Consider the following 17,508-nt stretch of genomic DNA (forward strand, 5'->3'; position numbering starts at 1 on the left):
AGTTATTGCCACCGGCGTCGGCGTGTCGGGGCAACAACTTCATGATCACCGGGCGCTGGGGTGGGTGGGGGTGGGTTGGGGTGGGGTGGGTGGGGCGCTGGGGGTGGGTGTTGTGGGGTGGGCCACAGTGGGGCGGTGGGGACGGGGCTGGTTACTGGCGAGTAGCATTCTGGGTGACGTGCCCCGCCCGGCCGACCCCTGTTCGGTCCGGAGCGCCGCCTGGCGGCGCGGAGGCCGAATGATGGTCGAGTAGGAGGCTCAAGTGCCCCGTGAAGTTCGGGATGTCGTCTTCGTCGACGGCGTCCGTACCCCATTCGGCAAGGCGGGTGGCATGTACGCCAACACCCGCGCCGACGACCTGGTGATCCGCTGTATCCGTGAGCTCCTGCGCCGCAACCCGCAGCTACCCCCGGAGCGGGTCGAGGAGGTCGCCGTCGCGGCCACCACCCAGATCGGCGACCAGGGCCTCACCATCGGCCGTACCGCCGCACTGCTGGCCGGTCTGCCCAAGACCGTGCCCGGTTTCGCCATCGACCGGATGTGCGCCGGCGCGATGACCGCCGTGACGACCGTGGCCAGCGGCATCGCGATGGGCGCGTACGACGTCGCCATCGCCGGCGGCGTCGAGCACATGGGCCACCACCCAATGGGTGAGGGCGTCGACCCCAACCCGCGCATCATCGCCGAGAAGCTGGTGGACCCGTCCGCGCTGGTCATGGGCGCGACCGCGGAGAACCTGCACGACCTGGTCCCGCACATCACCAAGGAGCGCACCGACGCGTTCGCGCTCGCCTCGCAGCAGAAGACCGCCAAGGCGTACGCCAACGGCAAGCTCCAGGACGACCTGGTGCCGATGTCGATCCGCGACGCCGAGGGCGGCTGGGGTCTGGCCACTGTGGACGAGGCTCCCCGGGACACCTCGCTGGAGAAGCTCGCCACTCTGAAGACCCCGTTCCGCCCGCACGGCAAGGTCACCGCCGGCAACGCGGCCGGCCTGAACGACGGCGCGACCGCCAGTCTGCTCGCCGACGAGGCCACCGCCCGCGAGCTGGGTCTGCCGATCGCCATGCGGCTCGTGTCGTTCGGTTTCGTCGGGGTGGAGCCCGAGGTGATGGGCGTCGGACCGATCCCGTCGACGGAGAAGGCCCTGCGCCTGGCCGGGCTCAGCATCGACGACATCGGCCTGTTCGAGCTGAACGAGGCGTTCGCCGTACAGGTGCTCGCCTTCCTCGACCACTTCGGCATCGCCGACGACGACCCGCGGGTCAACCCGTGGGGCGGCGCGATCGCCATCGGTCACCCCCTCGCGTCCTCCGGCGTACGGCTGATGACGCAACTGGCCCGCCAGTTCGCCGAGCACCCCGAGGTCCGCTACGGCGTGACCGCCATGTGCATCGGCATCGGCATGGGCGGCACGGTCATCTGGGAGAACCCGCACTGGACGGAGGGCGACAAGTGAGCGCAGTCACCGCGCCGAGCGAGGTCGTCACGAAGGCGCTGCTGCGCCGGGTGAACGTGCCGGGGCTGGACCGCCCCGCCGCGCTGATCACCCTGGACAACGGCTTCGACCACACCAAGCCGAACACCTTCGGCCCGGGCGGGCTGGCGAGCCTGGACGAGGCGATCACCGCCGCGCTCGCCGCCGACCCGGCGTTCATCGCGATCACCGGCAAGCCGTACATCTTCTGCGTGGGCGCGGACATCGTCGGCCTGCCGCAGCTCGCCGACCGCGCCCAGGCGCTGGAAATCGGCCGGCTCGGCCACCGGGTCTTCGCCCGCCTCAAGGACAGCACGGTCCCCACCTTCGCGTTCGTCAACGGCGCGGCGATGGGCGGCGGCCTGGAGCTGGCACTGCACTGCCACTACCGGACGCTCTCCGGTGGCGCGGCGGCTCTCGCCCTGCCCGAGGTGTCCCTCGGCCTGGTGCCCGGCTGGGGCGGCACCCAACTGCTGCCGAACCTGATCGGCATCCCCGCTGCCACCCAGGTGATCATCCAGAACCCGCTCATGCAGAACAAGATGCTCAAGCCGAAGCAGGCCGCCGAGCTGGGCATCGCGGACGTCCTGCTGGAACCGGCCGACTTCCTGGAGCGCTCGCTCGAGTGGGCCGCCGGGGTGGTGCGCGGTCAGGTGACGGTGACCCGGCCCGAGGTCGACAAGGACATGTGGGCGGGCGTGCTCTACTTCGCCCGGGAGACGCTGAACCAGCGGCTGCACGGCGCGGTCCCGGCCGCGTACAAGGCGTTGGACCTGCTGGAGACCGCCAAGGACGCCGACTTCGCGGCCGGTACCGCCGCCGAGGACGAGGCCCTGGCGGACCTGGTCTTCTCCGAGGAGCTGCGCAGCGGCCTGTACGCCTTCGACCTGGTGCAGCGGCGGGCCAAGCGGCCGGCCGGCGCACCGGACAAGGGCCTGGCCCGCACGATCACCAAGGTCGGCATCGTCGGCGCCGGCCTGATGGCCAGTCAGTTGGCGTTGCTGTTCGCCCGCCGTCTCCAGGTGCCGGTCGTCATGACCGACCTGGACCAGGCCCGGGTGGACAAGGGCGTCGGCTACGTGCACACCCAGATAGAGAAGGCCGTCACCAAGGGCCGGATGGACAAGCGTACGGCCGCGAAGCTGTACGGCCTGGTCAGCGGCACTGTCGACAAGAGCGCGTTCGCTGACGCTGATTTCGTCATCGAGGCGGTCTTCGAGGACCTGGGCGTCAAGAAGCAGGTCTGGGCCGAGCTGGAGAAGATCGTCTCCCCGGAGGCGGTGCTCGCCACCAACACCAGCTCGCTGTCGATCACCGAGATGGCGGCGGAGTTGGAGCACCCGGAGCGGGTGGTCGGCTTCCACTTCTTCAACCCGGTGGCCGTGCTGCCACTGCTGGAGATCGTCCGTGGCGAACGCACCGACGACGCCACCCTCGCGACCGCGTTCGCGGTCGGCAAGCAGCTCAAGAAGTCGAGCGTGCTGGTCAAGGACGCCCCGGCGTTCGTGGTGAACCGGCTGCTCACCCGCTTCCTGGGCACGGTCTTCGCCGCCGTCGACGCCGGCACTCCGCTGGACGTCGCGGACAGCGCCCTGGACCCGCTGGGCCTGCCGATGCGCCCGCTCGCCCTGCTCCAGCTCGTCGGGCCGGCCGTCGCGTACCACGTGGGGGGCACCCTGCACGCCGCCTACCCGGACCGGTTCGGCGTCAGCGAGAACCTCAAGCGGATCGCGGACTCGGGTCAGCCGATCGTGGTCGACGACCAGGTCAACGAGGAGGTCGCCAAGCTGCTCGTCGTCGGTGACCAGCCGCTGACCGCCGAGCAGGTACGACAGAACGCGCTCGACGCGCTCGCGCAGGAGATCCGGCTCATGCTGGACGAGGGCGTGGTCGCCGAGGCGCAGGACATCGACCTGTGCATGATCCTGGGCGCCGGTTGGCCGTTCCACCTGGGCGGCGTCACCCCGTACCTGGACCGCACCGGCACCTCCGAGCGGGTCACCGGCCGGCGGTTCCTGCCGCGCGGGGCGGCGAGCCTGCCCGCCTGACCGTTCGGCTCCACCGTCGCGGTGGCCGGTTCGTCCCTCGTGGACTTGCCGGCCACCGCGCTCGTTCGCACCGCTGGTGGGACCCGGACGGTTACCGCGTCGGGGCGCCCGCCGGGTTACGATCACGCGCTTCGCACCCCATCCTGGAGCTGACTGATGTCCCAGCCGCCGGCCAATCCCTTCGGCCCGCCGCACGATTCCCCCACTCCGCCGCAGCAGCAGGGCCAGCCGGCCGTGCCGCAGCAGCCGGGTCCACCGCAGCAGCCCGGTTGGCCGCAGCAGCAGGGCTTCCCGCCCGCGCAGCAGCCCGGCGACTGGCCGCAGCAGCAGGGCTTTCCGCCGCAGCCGGGCCAGCCGTACGGCGGCCCGCACCTGGCCGGTCCACCGCCGAAGAAGTCGAACGTTGGCAAGATCATCCTGATCGCGCTGGCCGTACTGCTGGTGCTCTGCCTCGGTGGCGCGGCGGCCATCTGGTTCACGGTCAAGGACGAGGTGGGCGACGTCGTCGACGCCACCAAGACCCGCGTCGTCGCGCCGGCCACCCTCGCCGGCCGGGCCAAGAACACCGACCCGCAGTTGCAGACGGTCGCCGACCAGATGGTCGCCTCCATGAAGTCCGAGGTGAAGAACGAGACCAGCACTGTCGGTGCGTTCTACGGCGACCCGACCAAGCAGGACCTCCTCATGATCGCCGCGGTGTCCGGCGTGATGGCCGACCCGAAGAAGGAGCTGGACGAGGCGGTCACCGGGCTCTCCAGCGAGCTGTCGGTGACCAACATGGCGGCGGTCGACGCGGGGCCGCTCGGCGGTGACGCCCGCTGCGGCGACGGCAAGGCCGAAGGCGTACCGCTCGGCGTCTGCATCTGGGCCGACCGGGGCAGCGTGGGCCTGACGGTCATGTACTTCAAGACCGCCGAGCAGACGAAGGCGGAGTTCGTCACCATCCGTGGTCAGATCGAGCAGCGTTCCTGACCCGGACACCATCGGGCCCCGGTCACCTCAGGGTGACCGGGGCCCGCGTTCATGGACCACGGCGACAGTCCCTCGCCCAGCGCGGCCTCTGCCGAGCTGCTCAGCCCGCTGATCCAGAAGGTGTCCATTAGGGACCTTTAGCGTCTGTCGTGTCAGTACTGCCTGAATCGAGTATTGGAGTGCGACAGTGGGCTCAACAATCATCAGGCGCGGCGTCGCCGCGGCGGCGGGCATCCTGCTCGCGTCCGCGCTACTGCCGACGAACGCGCGGGCCGAGCCGCCCGGTTCCCGGGTCGCCGAGGCGGCGAACTCGCTGCGAGCGAGTCTTGGCGCGCAGGGTGTCGTCGAGATCGACCGCGACACCGCGACGCTGCGGCGGCTGGCTCGGCTCGACGGTTACCTGACCGGGCCGAGCGCTGCCGCGCCCGAGCGGATCGCCCGCGACTATCTGGCGGCCCACCGGTCGGTCGTCGGCCTGACCGTCGCCGAGATCGCCGCCCTGCGGCTGCGCAAGGACTACGTCGACATCGAGGGCACCCACCACCTCAGCTTCGTGCAGCGCGTGAACGGAGTCGACGTCGTCGGTAACGGCATCAAGGCGCACATCACCAGGGACGGCCGGCTGATCGCTGTCGACGGCGCACCGCTCGCCGGGCTGCCCACCACGCTCGGCTCCGCGAGCGTGGACGCGGTCGCCGCCCGCAGGACCGCGGTACGCAACGTGTCGGGCACCGCGACGGCGACGGTCCGCTCCCGAACCACGGCGTCCGTGACCTTCTCCGACGGCGGCCGCGCCCGCCAGGTCGTCTTCAACACGCCGGCGGGTCCGAAACTGGCGTGGGAGGTGATCGACATGGACGAGGGTCATCTCAGCGTGGTGGACGCGGCCAACGGCGCGATCCTCTTCCAGCGGAGCATGGTCGCCGAACACCACGCGACGACGTGGCAGAACTACCCGGGCGCCCCGGTCGGCGGACGCCAGCGCACGGTCGACCTGAACAGGTGGTTGCCGGCGAACGCGGGCAGGCTGGAGGGCAACGTCGGGCACGTCTACTCCGACGTCAACGCCGACAACGCCCCGCAGGCGTCGGAGGAGGTCGAGCCAGACGCCACGAGCAGCTTCGACTTCCCGTTCACGGATTTCTCCAACCAGGTCGGTGCCCCGTGTTCGGCGCAACGGCAGTGCTCGTGGGATCCGGCGGTGCCGTATTCCTGGCAGAGCAACCGCAAGCAGAACGCGGCGCAGCTCTTCGCCTTCCTGGGAACCTGGCATGACCATCTCGCGGCCGCACCGATCGGCTTCACCCGGGCGGCGGGCAACTTCGAGGCTGTCGACGGCGATGGGGTGATCGCCGAGGCGATGGACGGCGCGGACACCGCCAACGGCCTGCCGGACAGCGACCACGACAACAACGCCAACATGACGACTCCGCCGGACGGCATGGCGCCGCGCATGCAGATGTACCTGTTCGTCAAGTCGGCGAGCGTTCTCGCCGGTAACTCCGGTGACACGGCGGACATCCTCTACCACGAGTACACCCACGGACTGTCCGACCGCCTGGTGGTCGACGCCAGCGGCAACTCGACCCTGATCAGCGCCCAGGCGCAGGCTATGTACGAGGCGTGGAGCGACTGGTACGGCCTGGACTATCTGGTCGACAGCGGCCTCGAGCAGGACGACGCCGTCGACGGTGACGTTCGCGAAGGCGACTACATCCTGGGCGGCCGTTCGGTGCGCAGCGAGGCGATGGACTGCCCGGTGAACAGCACCGAGCCGGTGTGTGCCGGCAACCCCGCCGCAGGTGTGGGCGGTTACACCTACGGCGACTACGGCAAGATCCGCAATTCGTCGACCGTGCCGGGGACCACCGAGCCGGAGATCCACGCCGACGGTGAGATCTGGGCGCAGACGCTCTGGGACCTGCGCGCGGCGATCGGGAGCCGCCTGGCCCGCTCCCTGGTCACCCGGGCGATGGAACTCTCACCGGCGGATCCGTCCTATCTGGACATGCGCGACTCGATCCTGCTGGCCGACCGGGTCGTGAACCACGGCCGCGGGCAGCGGGACATCTGGCGGGTCTTCGCGGCCCGTGGCATGGGCGTGCACGCGAGCACGGACGGCACCAGCGACACCACTCCGACCGAGGACTTCTCGGTGCCCCGCCGCTGACGCGCGGGCGTAGGTACGGCGGGACGCCGCAGTGGCGGCGTCCCGCCGTACGCAGACCCTAGGCCGCCGGGGCGTCCGGCCGCGCCGGTGACGCCGCCCGCTCGGCCGCGCTACGCAGCACGCAGAACTCGTTGCCCTCCGGGTCGGCGAGCACCGCCCAACCCGTCCCGTCGGCATGCCGCCGGTCGGCGACCATCGTGGCGCCGAGGCCGAGCACCCGCTCGACTTCCTCGTCGCGGGTCCGGTCGACAGGTTCCAGGCAGATGTGCTGCCGGTTCTTGGTCACCTTGTCGTCCGGCACCGCTTGGAAGAACAGGTTCGGGGTGGCCTCGTCCGGCGGCAGCAGGACCGCCTCCGGATCACCCGGGACGTCCTCGTCGTGCCGGGCGTAGCCGAGCACCGCCGACCAGAAGCCGGCCAGGGAGTACGTGTCGTGGCAGTCGAAACTGATGTTGCGGATCCGTGGATACACGGGTGGTCCCTCCACGTTCGGATGGGTACGCTCCGCTGCCCGGGGTCAGCCGGCGAAGACCCGGGGTGCGGAGCCCTGACTGGTGGACATCGACGCACCCCCCTTCGTTCTCGAGCTGACGTGGGTGATCTTGCCAGCGGAGGAGCGCCGTACGCAACCCTTTCGACCGCGCCGACCGCTCACCCACTGATGGCCACCGGGCCGGGCACCGCCGGGGCGTCCACCGCCGGCAGGGTGACCGTCACCTCCAAGCCGCCGCCGGGCTGGGCGACCACCCGGACGGTACCGCCGTGTGCCTGGCAGACCGCGCGGACGATGGACAGCCCCAGGCCGGAGCCGCGCGCGCCGGTCCGTTCCCGGCCGCCGCGCCGGAACGGCTCGAACAGTCCCGGCACGTCGGCCTGGTCCACCTCGAAACCGGTGTTGCCCACCACCAGCCACGAGCGGTCGCCGTCGGTGCCGGTACGCACCCAGAGCCGCCCGTGCAGGTGGTTGTAGCGCACCGCGTTCTCGATCAGGTTGCCGGCCAGCCGGTCGAGCAGCCCGGGATCGCCGACCACCGGCGCGGACTCCAGCGACGTCTGCACGCGCAGGCCGATGCGCTCCACCTCGCGGCGCATCGCCGACAGCGCGTTGGCGGTGCCGGTGGCGAGGTCGCACTCGGTACGCCGGCCCAGCCGCCGTCCGGCCTGCGCTTCGCTGCGGGCCAGCACGAGCAGCGCGTCGACCAGCCCGTTCGCCCGCTCCGAGGCGTCGCGGACCACGGTGGCCATCCGGCGGTATTCGGCGGCGTCCGCGTCGTCGTCGCTGAGCGTCACGTCGATCTCGGTCCGCATGACGGCGAGTGGAGTCCGCAGCTCGTGCGAGGCGTTCGCCACGAAGCGCTTCTGCGCCTCGAACGCGGACGCGATCCGGTCCAGCATCGCGTCGAACGTCTTGGCCAGCTCGGCCACCTCGTCGTCCGCGCCCGAGTAGCCGATGCGCTGGTCCAGCGTCGCCTCGCCGAGCCGCTGTGCGGTTGCCGTGACCTGGTGCAGGGGCCGCAGCGCCCGCCCCGCCACCGCGTACGCGCCGGCGACCCCGACCACGCTGATCGCCAACAGCGCGACCAGGCCCTTGGCCAGCAACTCCCCCGAGGCGGAGTCGACCAGTTCACGTTGCCACTGGGCGGCGTCCATCGTGCCGCCGTCGGAGAGCAGCACCGTCGTGCCGGGCAGCAGCTCGTCGGTGGGCCGCAGCGCGTCGCGGACCAGCAGCCAGGCCAGCAGCACCAGGATCGCGCCGGCGCCGACCAGCAGCACACCGTTGAGCAGGGTCAACCGCAACCGCAGGGTGGGCCGCAACGGGCGCTTCACGGCTGGACCTCGGCCGTGCGGTAGCCCGCGCCCACCACCGTCTCGATCAACGGCGGATCGCCGAGCTTCTTTCGCAACGTCATGACGGTCACCCGGACGATCGTGGTGAACGGGTCGGTGTTGGCGTCCCAGACCCGTTCCAACAGCTCCTCGCTGGACACCACCGCGCCACGAGCCTTGAGCAGCTCGCTGAGCACCCCGAACTCCTTGTTCGTCAGGTCCATCGGCATCCCGGCGCGGGTGGCGACCCGCCGTGCCGGGTCCAGCACCAGGTCGGCCAGTTCGAGCACCGGCGGCGCGGCCGGGGTGGCCCGCCGGCCCAGCGCCTGCACCCGGGCGACCAACTCGTCGAACGCGAACGGCTTCGGCAGGTAGTCGTCCGCGCCGAGTTGAAGCCCCTCCACCCGATCGGCGACGGTGCCGCTCGCGGTCAGCATCAGCACCCGGGTCAGCGCCCCCGAGGCGGCGAGGTCGGCACAGATCTGGTCGCCGTGCACACCGGGCAGGTCGCGGTCGAGCACCACCACGTCGTACCGGGTGACGAACGCCGCCTCGTGGCCGGCGTCGCCGTCGTACGCGACGTCGACCGCCATGCCCCGCTTGCGCAACCCGCGCGCGATCGCGTCGGCGAGGTTGCGTTCGTCCTCGACCACCAGTACCCGCATGCCGGCCTCCTCGCTGCTGACCACCGACAACCTAGTGCCGGCCGGCAACCATCCTCCCTCGCCGACCGCCGGGACCCGCCGACGGTCAGCGGGTCAACCGCCACACCCCGAACGCGGCGTCCTGACGGCGACAGAGCAGCCACCCGGTGGCGGCCCGGCAGTCCCCCGAGGCGTCCGGCAACACGTCCAGCACCCGCACCGTGCCGCCCCGGACGTCCAACTCGGCGACGACCAGGCCGCCGTCGGGGTGGGGGCGTACCCCGATCAGCGGTTTGTCGACGTCGTACCGGACGATCTCCCAGCGACCCAGCCTCGCCAGCACCCGGCCGGTCGGCGGATCGAGGACGACGAGATCCTCGAATCCCGGCCCGGCGCTGCTCACCGCGGTGGCCAGCAATCGGTCGGCGTACGGCCAGACCCACCCCCAACGGTCGTCGGCCCACCGCGGCTCACCTGTCGCGGCGTCGATCGTCCGCATCCCGCCGGACTGGCTCTGCAGGCACAGGAGGACGCCGCAGGCGGAGACGTACGTCTCCCCGACGGCAGGGATCTGCCAACGCCGGTCCAGGTGGTCCAGGCCGTACGCCGAGATGACGGACGGTGATCCGTCGATGGTGACCAGCAGGTCGTCCACCACATGCAGGACGCGGGGCGTTTCGCCGCGCGGCGCGGGCAGGTGGGCGCGCGTCAGCACCGTTCCGGTGGTCGTATCGCGGACCTCGACCTGCCCGTTCCCGCGCAGGAGCACCAGCCGGTCCACCCATCGCTCACCGTCGCGGGGGGTGAGGTCGGCACCCGCCTCGACGGACGCCTGCCAGCGAACGGTGCCGCAGCACGCGTCAACGGCGCGCAGGGCGCCCGCGGCCTCGTCCTCGCCGGACCACAGCAGGATCCCGCCGTCGGGCAGGGCAACGGGTCGTCCCGGCTGCTGCCAGAGGTACGCGCCCGTCTCGGGGTCCAGGGCGATCGTGATCGTCCCGGAGTGGTCCGCGCCGCTCTCGTACCCGACGGCCAGCAGCGTTCCGCCCTGCCGCGCGACGCCCCAGTACCGGCCCTCGACCGGCAGCGACGTACGCCAGGCCTGCTCACCGTCGGGCAGGCGGGTGGCGGTCAACGTGCGCTGCCCCGTCGCCCCGAGCTGCTCGACGAGGAAGATCATGTCGTCGAAGAGGATCGCGTCCGCGTTGTTCGCCGCTGGCAGCGTCACCATCTCGCGCGGGGTGAGCGGCACCGACCCGGCGAGGCCGACCAGCACCAGCACCAGGACCAGCACGCCGCGCAGGGGTCGCCCACGGGCCGCCGGCGGACGGGGCAGCCGGGCGGTGTCGAGGTCCGGCCCCTGGCGCAGTTCACCGAGGTCGATCACCGGGCCGGTCACCGGGGCAACCGCCAGAGAGCCGTCGAGCCGTCGAGCCGTCGACAGAGCAGGACGGGCTGCGCGGCCTGGCATCCGCCCACCACGCCCGGCAGGACATCGAGAATCCGCGTCCGCCCGGCGGCGAGGTCCAGCTCGGCGACGACGAGCCGACCGTCGGGTGTCGGGCGTACGCCGAGCAGCGTGTCCTCGCGGCGCACCTGGTTCACCAACTGCCACCGGCCCAGCTCGGCGCGTTCCCGTCCGGTCCGCGCGTCGCGGACCGCATACCGCTGCTCGGACGTGGCCACCAGCAACCTGTCCCGGCGGACGTCGACGAGCATGTCCGGCCCCCGGTCCGACCAGCGGACGGCACCGGTGGCGGGGTCGATCATCTGGATACCGCCGGTCTGCTGGACCGCGCACAGCAGATCCGCGCACGGTACCGCCCAGGCGACCAGTGGCACCGGGGACCTCCAGGCCGGCGCCATCGCGGGCAGCCGGAAGGCGACAAGTTCGGTGCTGCCGGGTGGGACGAGCAGCACCAGGTCGTCCGCGACCTGCACCCGTTGGAACGCCGACCGGGCGCCAGGCAGGGTGTCGACGCTGTGCCGCAGGTCTCCGGTGTCGGCGTCGTACACCTGCACCTCCCCGGTCGGCTGGACGAACACGACCTGGTCGACCTGGTCGCCCTGCCGGTGGAAGTCGGTGCCACCGAACGGCGCGGGCACCGACCAGAGCACCCGCCCGGTGTCGGGCGTCACCCGGCTCACCGAGCCCAACCCGTCCTCCGTGTCGTTGACGAGGAGCATGCCCCCGTCGGTCGCCCGCTGGACGATCCCCGGGTTGCGCCAACGCCGCTGACCCGTCTCGGCGTCGAAGGCGGTGGTCTCCAACACCCCATCGGCGGTGCTGACGCCCACCGCCAGCAGCATCCCGCGTTGCATCCACGCGGAAACGTAGTCTCCGCTGCGCTCCAGCGGCGCACGCCACCGACGCCGCACGTTGTCACCGCCCGTCGGCCCGGGTTGGTCGTAGACGGTCAGGTACCGGTCCCCGCTGGGCGTGGACGCGTCGACCACCACGATCGCGTCCTCGGTGAGGTACGCCGACGCGCCGGGCGCGGTCGGCACGGACGTCACGGTGCGGTGCCGTACCGCCGTCGCGCCGGTGAGCGCGACGAGGGCGAGCAGCAGCACCGCAGCGGTCCGCAGGGGACGGCCCACGGCGCGCGGCGGACGAGCCGTCGGCTGCGCCACCGGCTCGCCCCGGACCTCGCCCAGCTCGATGATCGGCAACGATCGTCCCTCCATCGCCGGTGGATCCGACCGGGGGCGGCCCGGCAAACCGGCCGTGACCGTACCGGCCCGGCAAAAGCGACGCATCCTCGCCTGTACGATGGCGCGTCGTGGCTGTGCCGGTGGTAGACCCCTCGCTGAATCCCGTGACCGACGCCGAGCTGGCCGAGGTCGAGCCGACACGGCGGCCTCGACGCCGCCCGAGCCGAGCCGACCTGTTGGCCCTCGGAGCCTATGTGGTGCTGGGCGTCTTCGTCTGCCTCAACTACTGGGGGGACGTGACGGGTCGGGTCTCGTCGCACCTGCCCACCGACCACAGCTGGTTCGAGTGGCTGTTCGCGCACGGCGCGTACTCCGTGCGGCACCTGGAGAACCCGCTGTTCACCGCCCGGCAGAACGCCCCGGACGGGGTGAACATGATGGCCAACACCTCGCTGCTCGGGGTGACCCTGCCGCTGGCCCCGCTGACCATGCTGCTCGGCCCGCAGGTGATGTACGCGCTCTACCTGGGTGGGGCGCTGGCCGCCACCGCCGGCACCGCGTACTGGATGCTCTCGCGGCACCTGGTGCGCTCCCGGGCCGCGGCCTTCGTCGGCGGGGCCTTCCTCGGCTTCGCGCCGGGCATCATCCACCACGCCAACGGTCAGCCCAACTTCGTCTCCAACTTCCTGCTCCCGTTGATCGTGGTGCGGGTGCTGCGGTTGGGCGAGCCGGGCCGGTGGCGGCGCAACGGGCTGGTGCTCGGCGCGCTGGTGACGTACCAGATCTTCATCAACGAGGAGATGCTGCTGCTCACCGCACTGGCCTGCCTCGTCGTCGTGGTGGCGTACGCGGTGCAGCGACCACGGGCCACCCGCGCCATGGCCGGGACGTTCCTGGCCAGCATGGGTGTGGCCGGCGGGCTCACCCTGGTGCTCACCGCGTACCCGATCTGGTTCCAGTTCGACGGCCCCCAGTCCTACCGGGGCCTCCAGGGTGGCGTCTTCCACAACTGGGGCGAGGACCTGGTCGCCTTCGTATCCTTCGCCCGGGACACCTGGGCGGGTGACCCGGCGATCGAGAAGACCATCGGGCTGACCGAGCAGAACACCTGGTTCGGCTGGCCGCTGGTACTGCTCTCGCTGGTGGCCCTGGCGCTGCTCGTACGCCGCTCGCTGGCCGCCCGGATCGTCGCGGTGCTCGTCGTGGTGTTCACCGTGGCCGCGATCGGGCCGTGGGTGCGCTTCGACGGGGTCGAGACCGACATCCCCGGCCCGTGGTCGTACGTGTCGGACGAGCTGCCGCTGGTCGAGATGATGATGCCCACGCGCCTGGCGCTGGTGGTCGCCGCCGCGGTGGGCGTACTGCTGGCGCTGTTCTGGGACGCGGCGGCCCGCCACGGCCGCCCGGCCCTCGCGCCGGCCCCGCGCGCCGGTGAGCCGGCCGCCGCGCCGGTCGCGGCGCGCCGACGGTGGCTGCGCCCGCTGGGGTACGCGGCGGTCGCCCTCGCCCTGCTGCCGCTGTTCCCCCGGCCGCTGCCGGCGCAGCAGATCGACCCGCCGCCGCACTTCATCACCGCGGGCGGCTGGCGACCGTACGTGCCGGCGGGCCGGACCCTCGTCCCGGTACCGATCCCGAGCAACGTGCACGGCCTGCCGACGCTGCGCTGGAGTGCCCTCACCAGGCAGGAGTTCCCCATCCCGGGCGGCTACTTCATCGGCCCGAACGAGTTGGGCGAGGGCGTCTTCGGCGCCCCGAACCGGCCCACGAGCAGCCTCATCTACTCCACGATGGACGCGGGCGTCCTGCCGGCGCTCACCGACGAGAACCGGCGGCAGGCCGTCGAGGATCTGCGGTTCTGGCGAGCGTCGGTGGTGGTGCTCGGAGCGCACCCGCGCGAGGCGGTGCTCCGCGAGCTGGTCACCGCGCTGATCGGACCGCCGCAGCGGGTCGACGACGTCTGGGTCTGGGACGTCCGCGCCCTGGTGGGCTGATCAGCCGACCAGGGGCCGGACGTCCCGTGGTGGGCGCGCGGGCGGCACCCCGAGCGGCGCCGTTTCGGGTGGTCGTCAAACCGAGCGGTCGGTCAGCGTCCGGACGTCCCACACCCAGACGTCCAGCTCCTGCCGACCGGGACCGACCAGCTCCTCGACGGTACGCCGCAGCGGCTCGGCGTTCTGCTGCCGGACCGGGAGCACGAGGATCGCCGCCCGCCAGTGCCGCAACTCGTCCGTGAAGCGCCGGCGCTGCCGGTCGTCCAGCTTGGAGGTACGACCGGTGGTCGCCACCTCCTCCAGCAGTTGGCTGACCCCGCTCGGTCGGCCGCCGAACCGGCCCGGGTCGCCGGTGTTGCCGTTGCGGGGGGCGAGGAAGTAACCACCCGGGATCTTGAAGTCGAGGTTGGTGGCCGCCGCCCAGCGCATGCCGTGCGTGTTGCCCATGCTGGGCACCGGGATCGGCACGAGCGTCTGGTCCGGACCGACGTACGCCCGCCAGCGGTCGGCGGTGATGAACTCCGGCACCGGCGGCCGGGAGACCATCCGCAGCGGCATCGGAGCGATCGGCAGCAGCGCGAACGCCAGGCCGGCGGCGGTCAGCGTCCGGACGGTACGCCGCTCGGCCGGACGCAGCGCCCAGGCCCGCTCGACGGCGAGCGCGAGCAGCAGGCCGATGACGACCGTGGTGATCAGACCGAAGCGGGTCGGCACCACCGCGTCCAGCAGGGGCAGGTGCACCAGCAGCTCCCACGGCCCCGCGATCAGGTCCCGGTCCCACCAGGAGATCTGCTCGCCGAGCGACAGCAGGGCGAAGAACGCGCCGGTACTGGCGAGCGCCCGCACGACCATCTCCCGACGCAGCCAGACCACGACGCCGACGGCCAGCAGCGACAGGCTCCAGCCGAAGAAGGCGTTCTCCTCCGAGTAGTTCGGCGCCAGGTTGACGTTGGCCCGCTGGTTGCCGCCGAGCGTGGCCGAGCCGGGCGCGAAGAAGGAGGCGATGTCGTTGCCGTAGTCCTGCACCGCGTCGCTGAGCCCGTGGTACGCCATCGGCCCGGCGAACTGCACGTACAGCGGGTACGCCAGCAGCGCCCCGGCCACCAGCGCGCAGGCGGCGAGACCGGCGGCCAGCGGTCGCCACGCCGCTGACCAGCGGGCCGGCTCCTGGGCCACCACCGCGAGCAGGAAGATCCCGCAGGCCATCGCCGTGAAGAGCAGAATCTCCTCGTTGATGAACGCCTGGGCGGTGACGAGCAACGCCAGCAGGACGCCGTCGCGGACCGGCCGGCGCGAACGGGTGAGCACCAAAACCCGCCAGACGATGAACGGCAGCAGGAACTGGCTGATGATGTTCGGGTGCCAACTGGCGTGCGAGAGCATCGCCGGGGAGAAGCCGCAGAACCAGCCGCCGGCCGCAGCCGCGAGCGGCGTACGCACGATGTGACGACGGAGCACGAAGTACCAGGCCAGGGCGGTGCCGGCGAGGCCGAGCGTCACCAACATGACGAAGGACACCGCGGGGCCGAACAGCAGGGTCACCGGCACCATCGGGATGCCCAGCGCCAGCACCGCCGTGTTGGCCATCAGGTTGACGCCGTCGGGGTAGTTGAACTGCTCGGTGTAGAACGGATACTCCCCGTGCAGCACCACCCGCACCGAATGGGCGAGGAAGAACTGCACCTGGGCGGGATCACCGGTGTAGAGCGACGCCACCCGGCCGGCCGGGTCCAGCCAGATCCGGCTGGTCACCCAGAGTGCGGCGAGCAGGAACAGCGCGCCCACCGCCAGGTGCTGTCGTCGCCGGGTCCAGCCCGACCAACGGCTCCGGCTCGACCGGGATGCCGCAACCGTCTCGTCCGGCGCGGTCGGTGCCGGCGCGGTCGGTGCCGGCGCGGTCGAGGTCTGGGCACTCATCGCGGGCGCGGACTCGTCCGGCACGGTCGAGGTCGACACGGACGCTTCCGACGCGGGTGAGGTCGACGCGGCCGAGGTTGGGGACGCTGTCGGGGCCGGAGCGGTGTCGACGCGGTCGGCCGGAGCGGTGTCGACGCGGTCGGTCGGAGCGGCGGAGTCGCCGGGCGCCCCGACGGACCTGGCCCGGGAAGCGAGGGCGCGGGACTCGGCAGGCGTCACAGTCGGCGGAGTCTACCCGAGTGACGAAAGGGCACTAAAGCCGCGGTGGTGTCCATTGTGGTGGGTGCGGAACCGACCAGCGGCGGCGTCGCGTCGGACATCTCGTACTATGGCGCTTTCCGGGAACGACGGCGAGGCGATCGGGGGCGGATCAGGTGACTCCGGGCCGCCGGCACGGCAGGACGTTCGCTGTCCTGCTCGCCGCGCTGTTGACCGCCACCGCGTGCGGTCCCGTCGCGGACCGAGCGCCCCGTGATCTGCGGGTGGGGTACGACAGCCTCGACGGCACACTGGCCGTGTGGCCACCGCGGGGTGACCTGTCCGGCGACACGGCGGTGACGAGGGCGGTCACCGAGGCGGTGCGCGAGTGGCGCTCGCCAGCCGACGACCGTGCGCACCTGCCCTCGTCCGGCATCCTCTTCTCCGGTCGCGTCGACGGTGCCCCGGTGGCCCTGGTCGCGGCCGACGTGCCCGGCGAGAGCGCGTCCTGGCTGCTGCAACTCACCGGCGACGGCGGCCGGTACGCCATCACCCGCGCCACCGAGTACACCGACCCCGGCTACCTGGTCTACTCCGACGTGCTTCCGGTGCAGACTGCCGGCGGCCGACGCTACCTGGTCTCGGCGCGGGTGCAGCAGCTCCTCGGACCGCAGGGACGGGCGTTGGTCGTCGCCGACGGCCTCAGCGCCCCGGTCGACGTGCCGGCCTGCATGGCGGTGGGCGTGACGGCAACCCTCCGGGCCACCGAGTCTCTGCCTCGGGGACGGGCCGCCGACCGCCTGCTCGACCTGGGCACCGGCACGACCGACCCGCGCTATCCGCTGGTCCGGGACGAGTCCGGCGCGGGCCGGCGGGCGCTCACCGGCCTCGACACCTGCGTGCTGGCGGGTGAGCGGGGTCCGTTCGGCAGCATCCCGCGCCGGATCGGCGACCGGGACGCGCCGAAGTCGGTGCCGACGTCCTGGCCGATGGCGAAGCTCTCGGTCCGTTCACTCGGCGAGGTGGCGCTCGGCGGCGGCGAGCCGGCCGAGTTGCAGCAGCTCAGTTGGGACACCGACGCCGGCACCATGACCGCTGTCGTCTACCGCCCGGCGAACGGGAGCGCCCCGGTAGTCTCGCCGGCCGACCGGGCCACCCCACTGCAGACGTACCAGCTCCCGGTCCCCGGCCAACCTCTGCTCGTACTCAGCTGGCGGGCCACCCGGGACAGCTCGCTCTCGGTGCCGCCGGGCACCCCACTGCTGGTGGAACGCCCCGGCCTGGTGGTCGTGCCCGAGCCATCCCGCACCCAGACGTACAGCCTCGCCAACACCGACAAGACCCACTACCGCTCAGTAAGCCCCCGCCGCTAAAGCCCCAGCCCCAGCCCCAGCCCCAGCCCCAGCCCCAGCCCCAGCCCCAGCGATCTTGCACTTTCTGTTGCGACAAAAGGCACGAACATGTGCATTACAACAACCGAAAGTGCAAGATCGGCGCGCGGAGGGAGGCCGGGAGGCGCGCGGAGGGAGGCCGGGAGGCGCGCGGAGGGAGGCCGGGAGGCGCGCGGAGGGAGGCCGGGAGGCGCGCGGAGGGAGGCCGGGAGGCGCGC

12 protein-coding genes are annotated in these 17,508 nt (G+C 72.0%); 6 read left to right on the forward strand and 6 right to left on the reverse strand.

Features of this window, described 5'->3' with window-relative positions; genetic code table 11:
- Positions 1-262 precede the first annotated feature (262 nt).
- The 4 genes from ABZV06_RS30840 to ABZV06_RS30855 all read left to right on the forward strand — a co-directional run bounded on the left by ABZV06_RS30840 (position 263) and on the right by ABZV06_RS30855 (position 6,667).
- The gene (locus tag ABZV06_RS30840) at positions 263-1,459 is read left to right on the forward strand and encodes a thiolase family protein (protein WP_355233981.1); all 1,197 of its coding nucleotides are present in this window, start codon (positions 263-265) and stop codon (positions 1,457-1,459) included.
- Entirely contained in the window at positions 1,456-3,525 is a 2,070-nt protein-coding gene (locus tag ABZV06_RS30845) for a 3-hydroxyacyl-CoA dehydrogenase NAD-binding domain-containing protein (protein ID WP_355233983.1), read from the forward strand. The genes ABZV06_RS30840 and ABZV06_RS30845 overlap by 4 nt, the downstream gene beginning before the upstream one ends.
- A 156-nt stretch (positions 3,526-3,681) precedes the next feature.
- Positions 3,682-4,497 carry a hypothetical protein gene (locus ABZV06_RS30850; protein WP_355233985.1) on the forward strand — a complete coding sequence of 272 codons (816 nt, stop codon included), beginning with the start codon at positions 3,682-3,684 and terminating at the stop codon, positions 4,495-4,497.
- Positions 4,498-4,684: 187 nt separating this feature from the next.
- Positions 4,685-6,667 (forward strand): M4 family metallopeptidase, encoded by a 1,983-nt coding sequence (locus ABZV06_RS30855; RefSeq protein ID WP_355233987.1) that lies wholly within the window; start codon positions 4,685-4,687, stop codon positions 6,665-6,667.
- Positions 6,668-6,725: 58 nt separating this feature from the next.
- Here the strand turns inward: ABZV06_RS30855 and ABZV06_RS30860 are convergent, their stop codons facing one another.
- The 5 genes from ABZV06_RS30860 to ABZV06_RS30880 all read right to left on the reverse strand — a co-directional run bounded on the left by ABZV06_RS30860 (position 6,726) and on the right by ABZV06_RS30880 (position 11,826).
- Positions 6,726-7,139 (reverse strand): VOC family protein, encoded by a 414-nt coding sequence (locus tag ABZV06_RS30860; RefSeq protein WP_355625741.1) that lies wholly within the window; start codon positions 7,137-7,139, stop codon positions 6,726-6,728.
- A gap of 179 nt (positions 7,140-7,318) precedes the next feature.
- A complete protein-coding gene (locus ABZV06_RS30865; RefSeq protein WP_355233993.1) occupies positions 7,319-8,494 on the reverse strand; it encodes a HAMP domain-containing sensor histidine kinase in 1,176 nt (391 codons plus the stop codon).
- The gene (locus ABZV06_RS30870; RefSeq protein WP_355233995.1) at positions 8,491-9,159 is read right to left on the reverse strand and encodes a response regulator transcription factor; all 669 of its coding nucleotides are present in this window, start codon (positions 9,157-9,159) and stop codon (positions 8,491-8,493) included. Before ABZV06_RS30870 ends, ABZV06_RS30865 begins: the two co-directional genes overlap by 4 nt.
- A gap of 85 nt (positions 9,160-9,244) precedes the next feature.
- On the reverse strand, positions 9,245-10,537 hold the full coding sequence (locus ABZV06_RS30875) for a PQQ-binding-like beta-propeller repeat protein (RefSeq protein ID WP_355625743.1): 1,293 nt from the start codon (positions 10,535-10,537) through the stop codon (positions 9,245-9,247).
- Positions 10,534-11,826 (reverse strand): PQQ-binding-like beta-propeller repeat protein, encoded by a 1,293-nt coding sequence (locus ABZV06_RS30880; protein WP_355233999.1) that lies wholly within the window; start codon positions 11,824-11,826, stop codon positions 10,534-10,536. The genes ABZV06_RS30875 and ABZV06_RS30880 overlap by 4 nt, the downstream gene beginning before the upstream one ends.
- Before the next feature lie 101 nt (positions 11,827-11,927).
- Between ABZV06_RS30880 and ABZV06_RS30885 the strand changes: the two genes are divergently transcribed.
- Positions 11,928-13,784 (forward strand): hypothetical protein, encoded by a 1,857-nt coding sequence (locus tag ABZV06_RS30885; protein WP_355625749.1) that lies wholly within the window; start codon positions 11,928-11,930, stop codon positions 13,782-13,784.
- Positions 13,785-13,859: 75 nt separating this feature from the next.
- Here the strand turns inward: ABZV06_RS30885 and ABZV06_RS30890 are convergent, their stop codons facing one another.
- A complete protein-coding gene (locus tag ABZV06_RS30890; RefSeq protein WP_355625745.1) occupies positions 13,860-15,740 on the reverse strand; it encodes a hypothetical protein in 1,881 nt (626 codons plus the stop codon).
- A 335-nt stretch (positions 15,741-16,075) separates the two neighbouring features.
- On the opposite strand from ABZV06_RS30890, the gene ABZV06_RS30895 reads away from it, so the two are divergent.
- Positions 16,076-17,272: a hypothetical protein gene (locus tag ABZV06_RS30895; protein WP_355625747.1), complete on the forward strand. Its 1,197-nt coding sequence runs from the start codon at positions 16,076-16,078 to the stop codon at positions 17,270-17,272.
- Positions 17,273-17,508: the final 236 nt, after the last annotated feature.

Source organism: Micromonospora sp. NPDC005172 (assembly GCF_040608555.1).
In the GTDB taxonomy this organism is placed as follows: domain Bacteria; phylum Actinomycetota; class Actinomycetes; order Mycobacteriales; family Micromonosporaceae; genus Micromonospora.

Coding starts and splice junctions, on each gene's coding strand:
- ABZV06_RS30880 (WP_355233999.1), bottom strand. CDS start 11,826: ATGGAGGGACGATCGTTGCCGATCATCGAGCTGGGCGAGGTCCGGGGC.
- ABZV06_RS30850 (WP_355233985.1), top strand. CDS start 3,682: ATGTCCCAGCCGCCGGCCAATCCCTTCGGCCCGCCGCACGATTCCCCC.
- ABZV06_RS30870 (WP_355233995.1), bottom strand. CDS start 9,159: ATGCGGGTACTGGTGGTCGAGGACGAACGCAACCTCGCCGACGCGATC.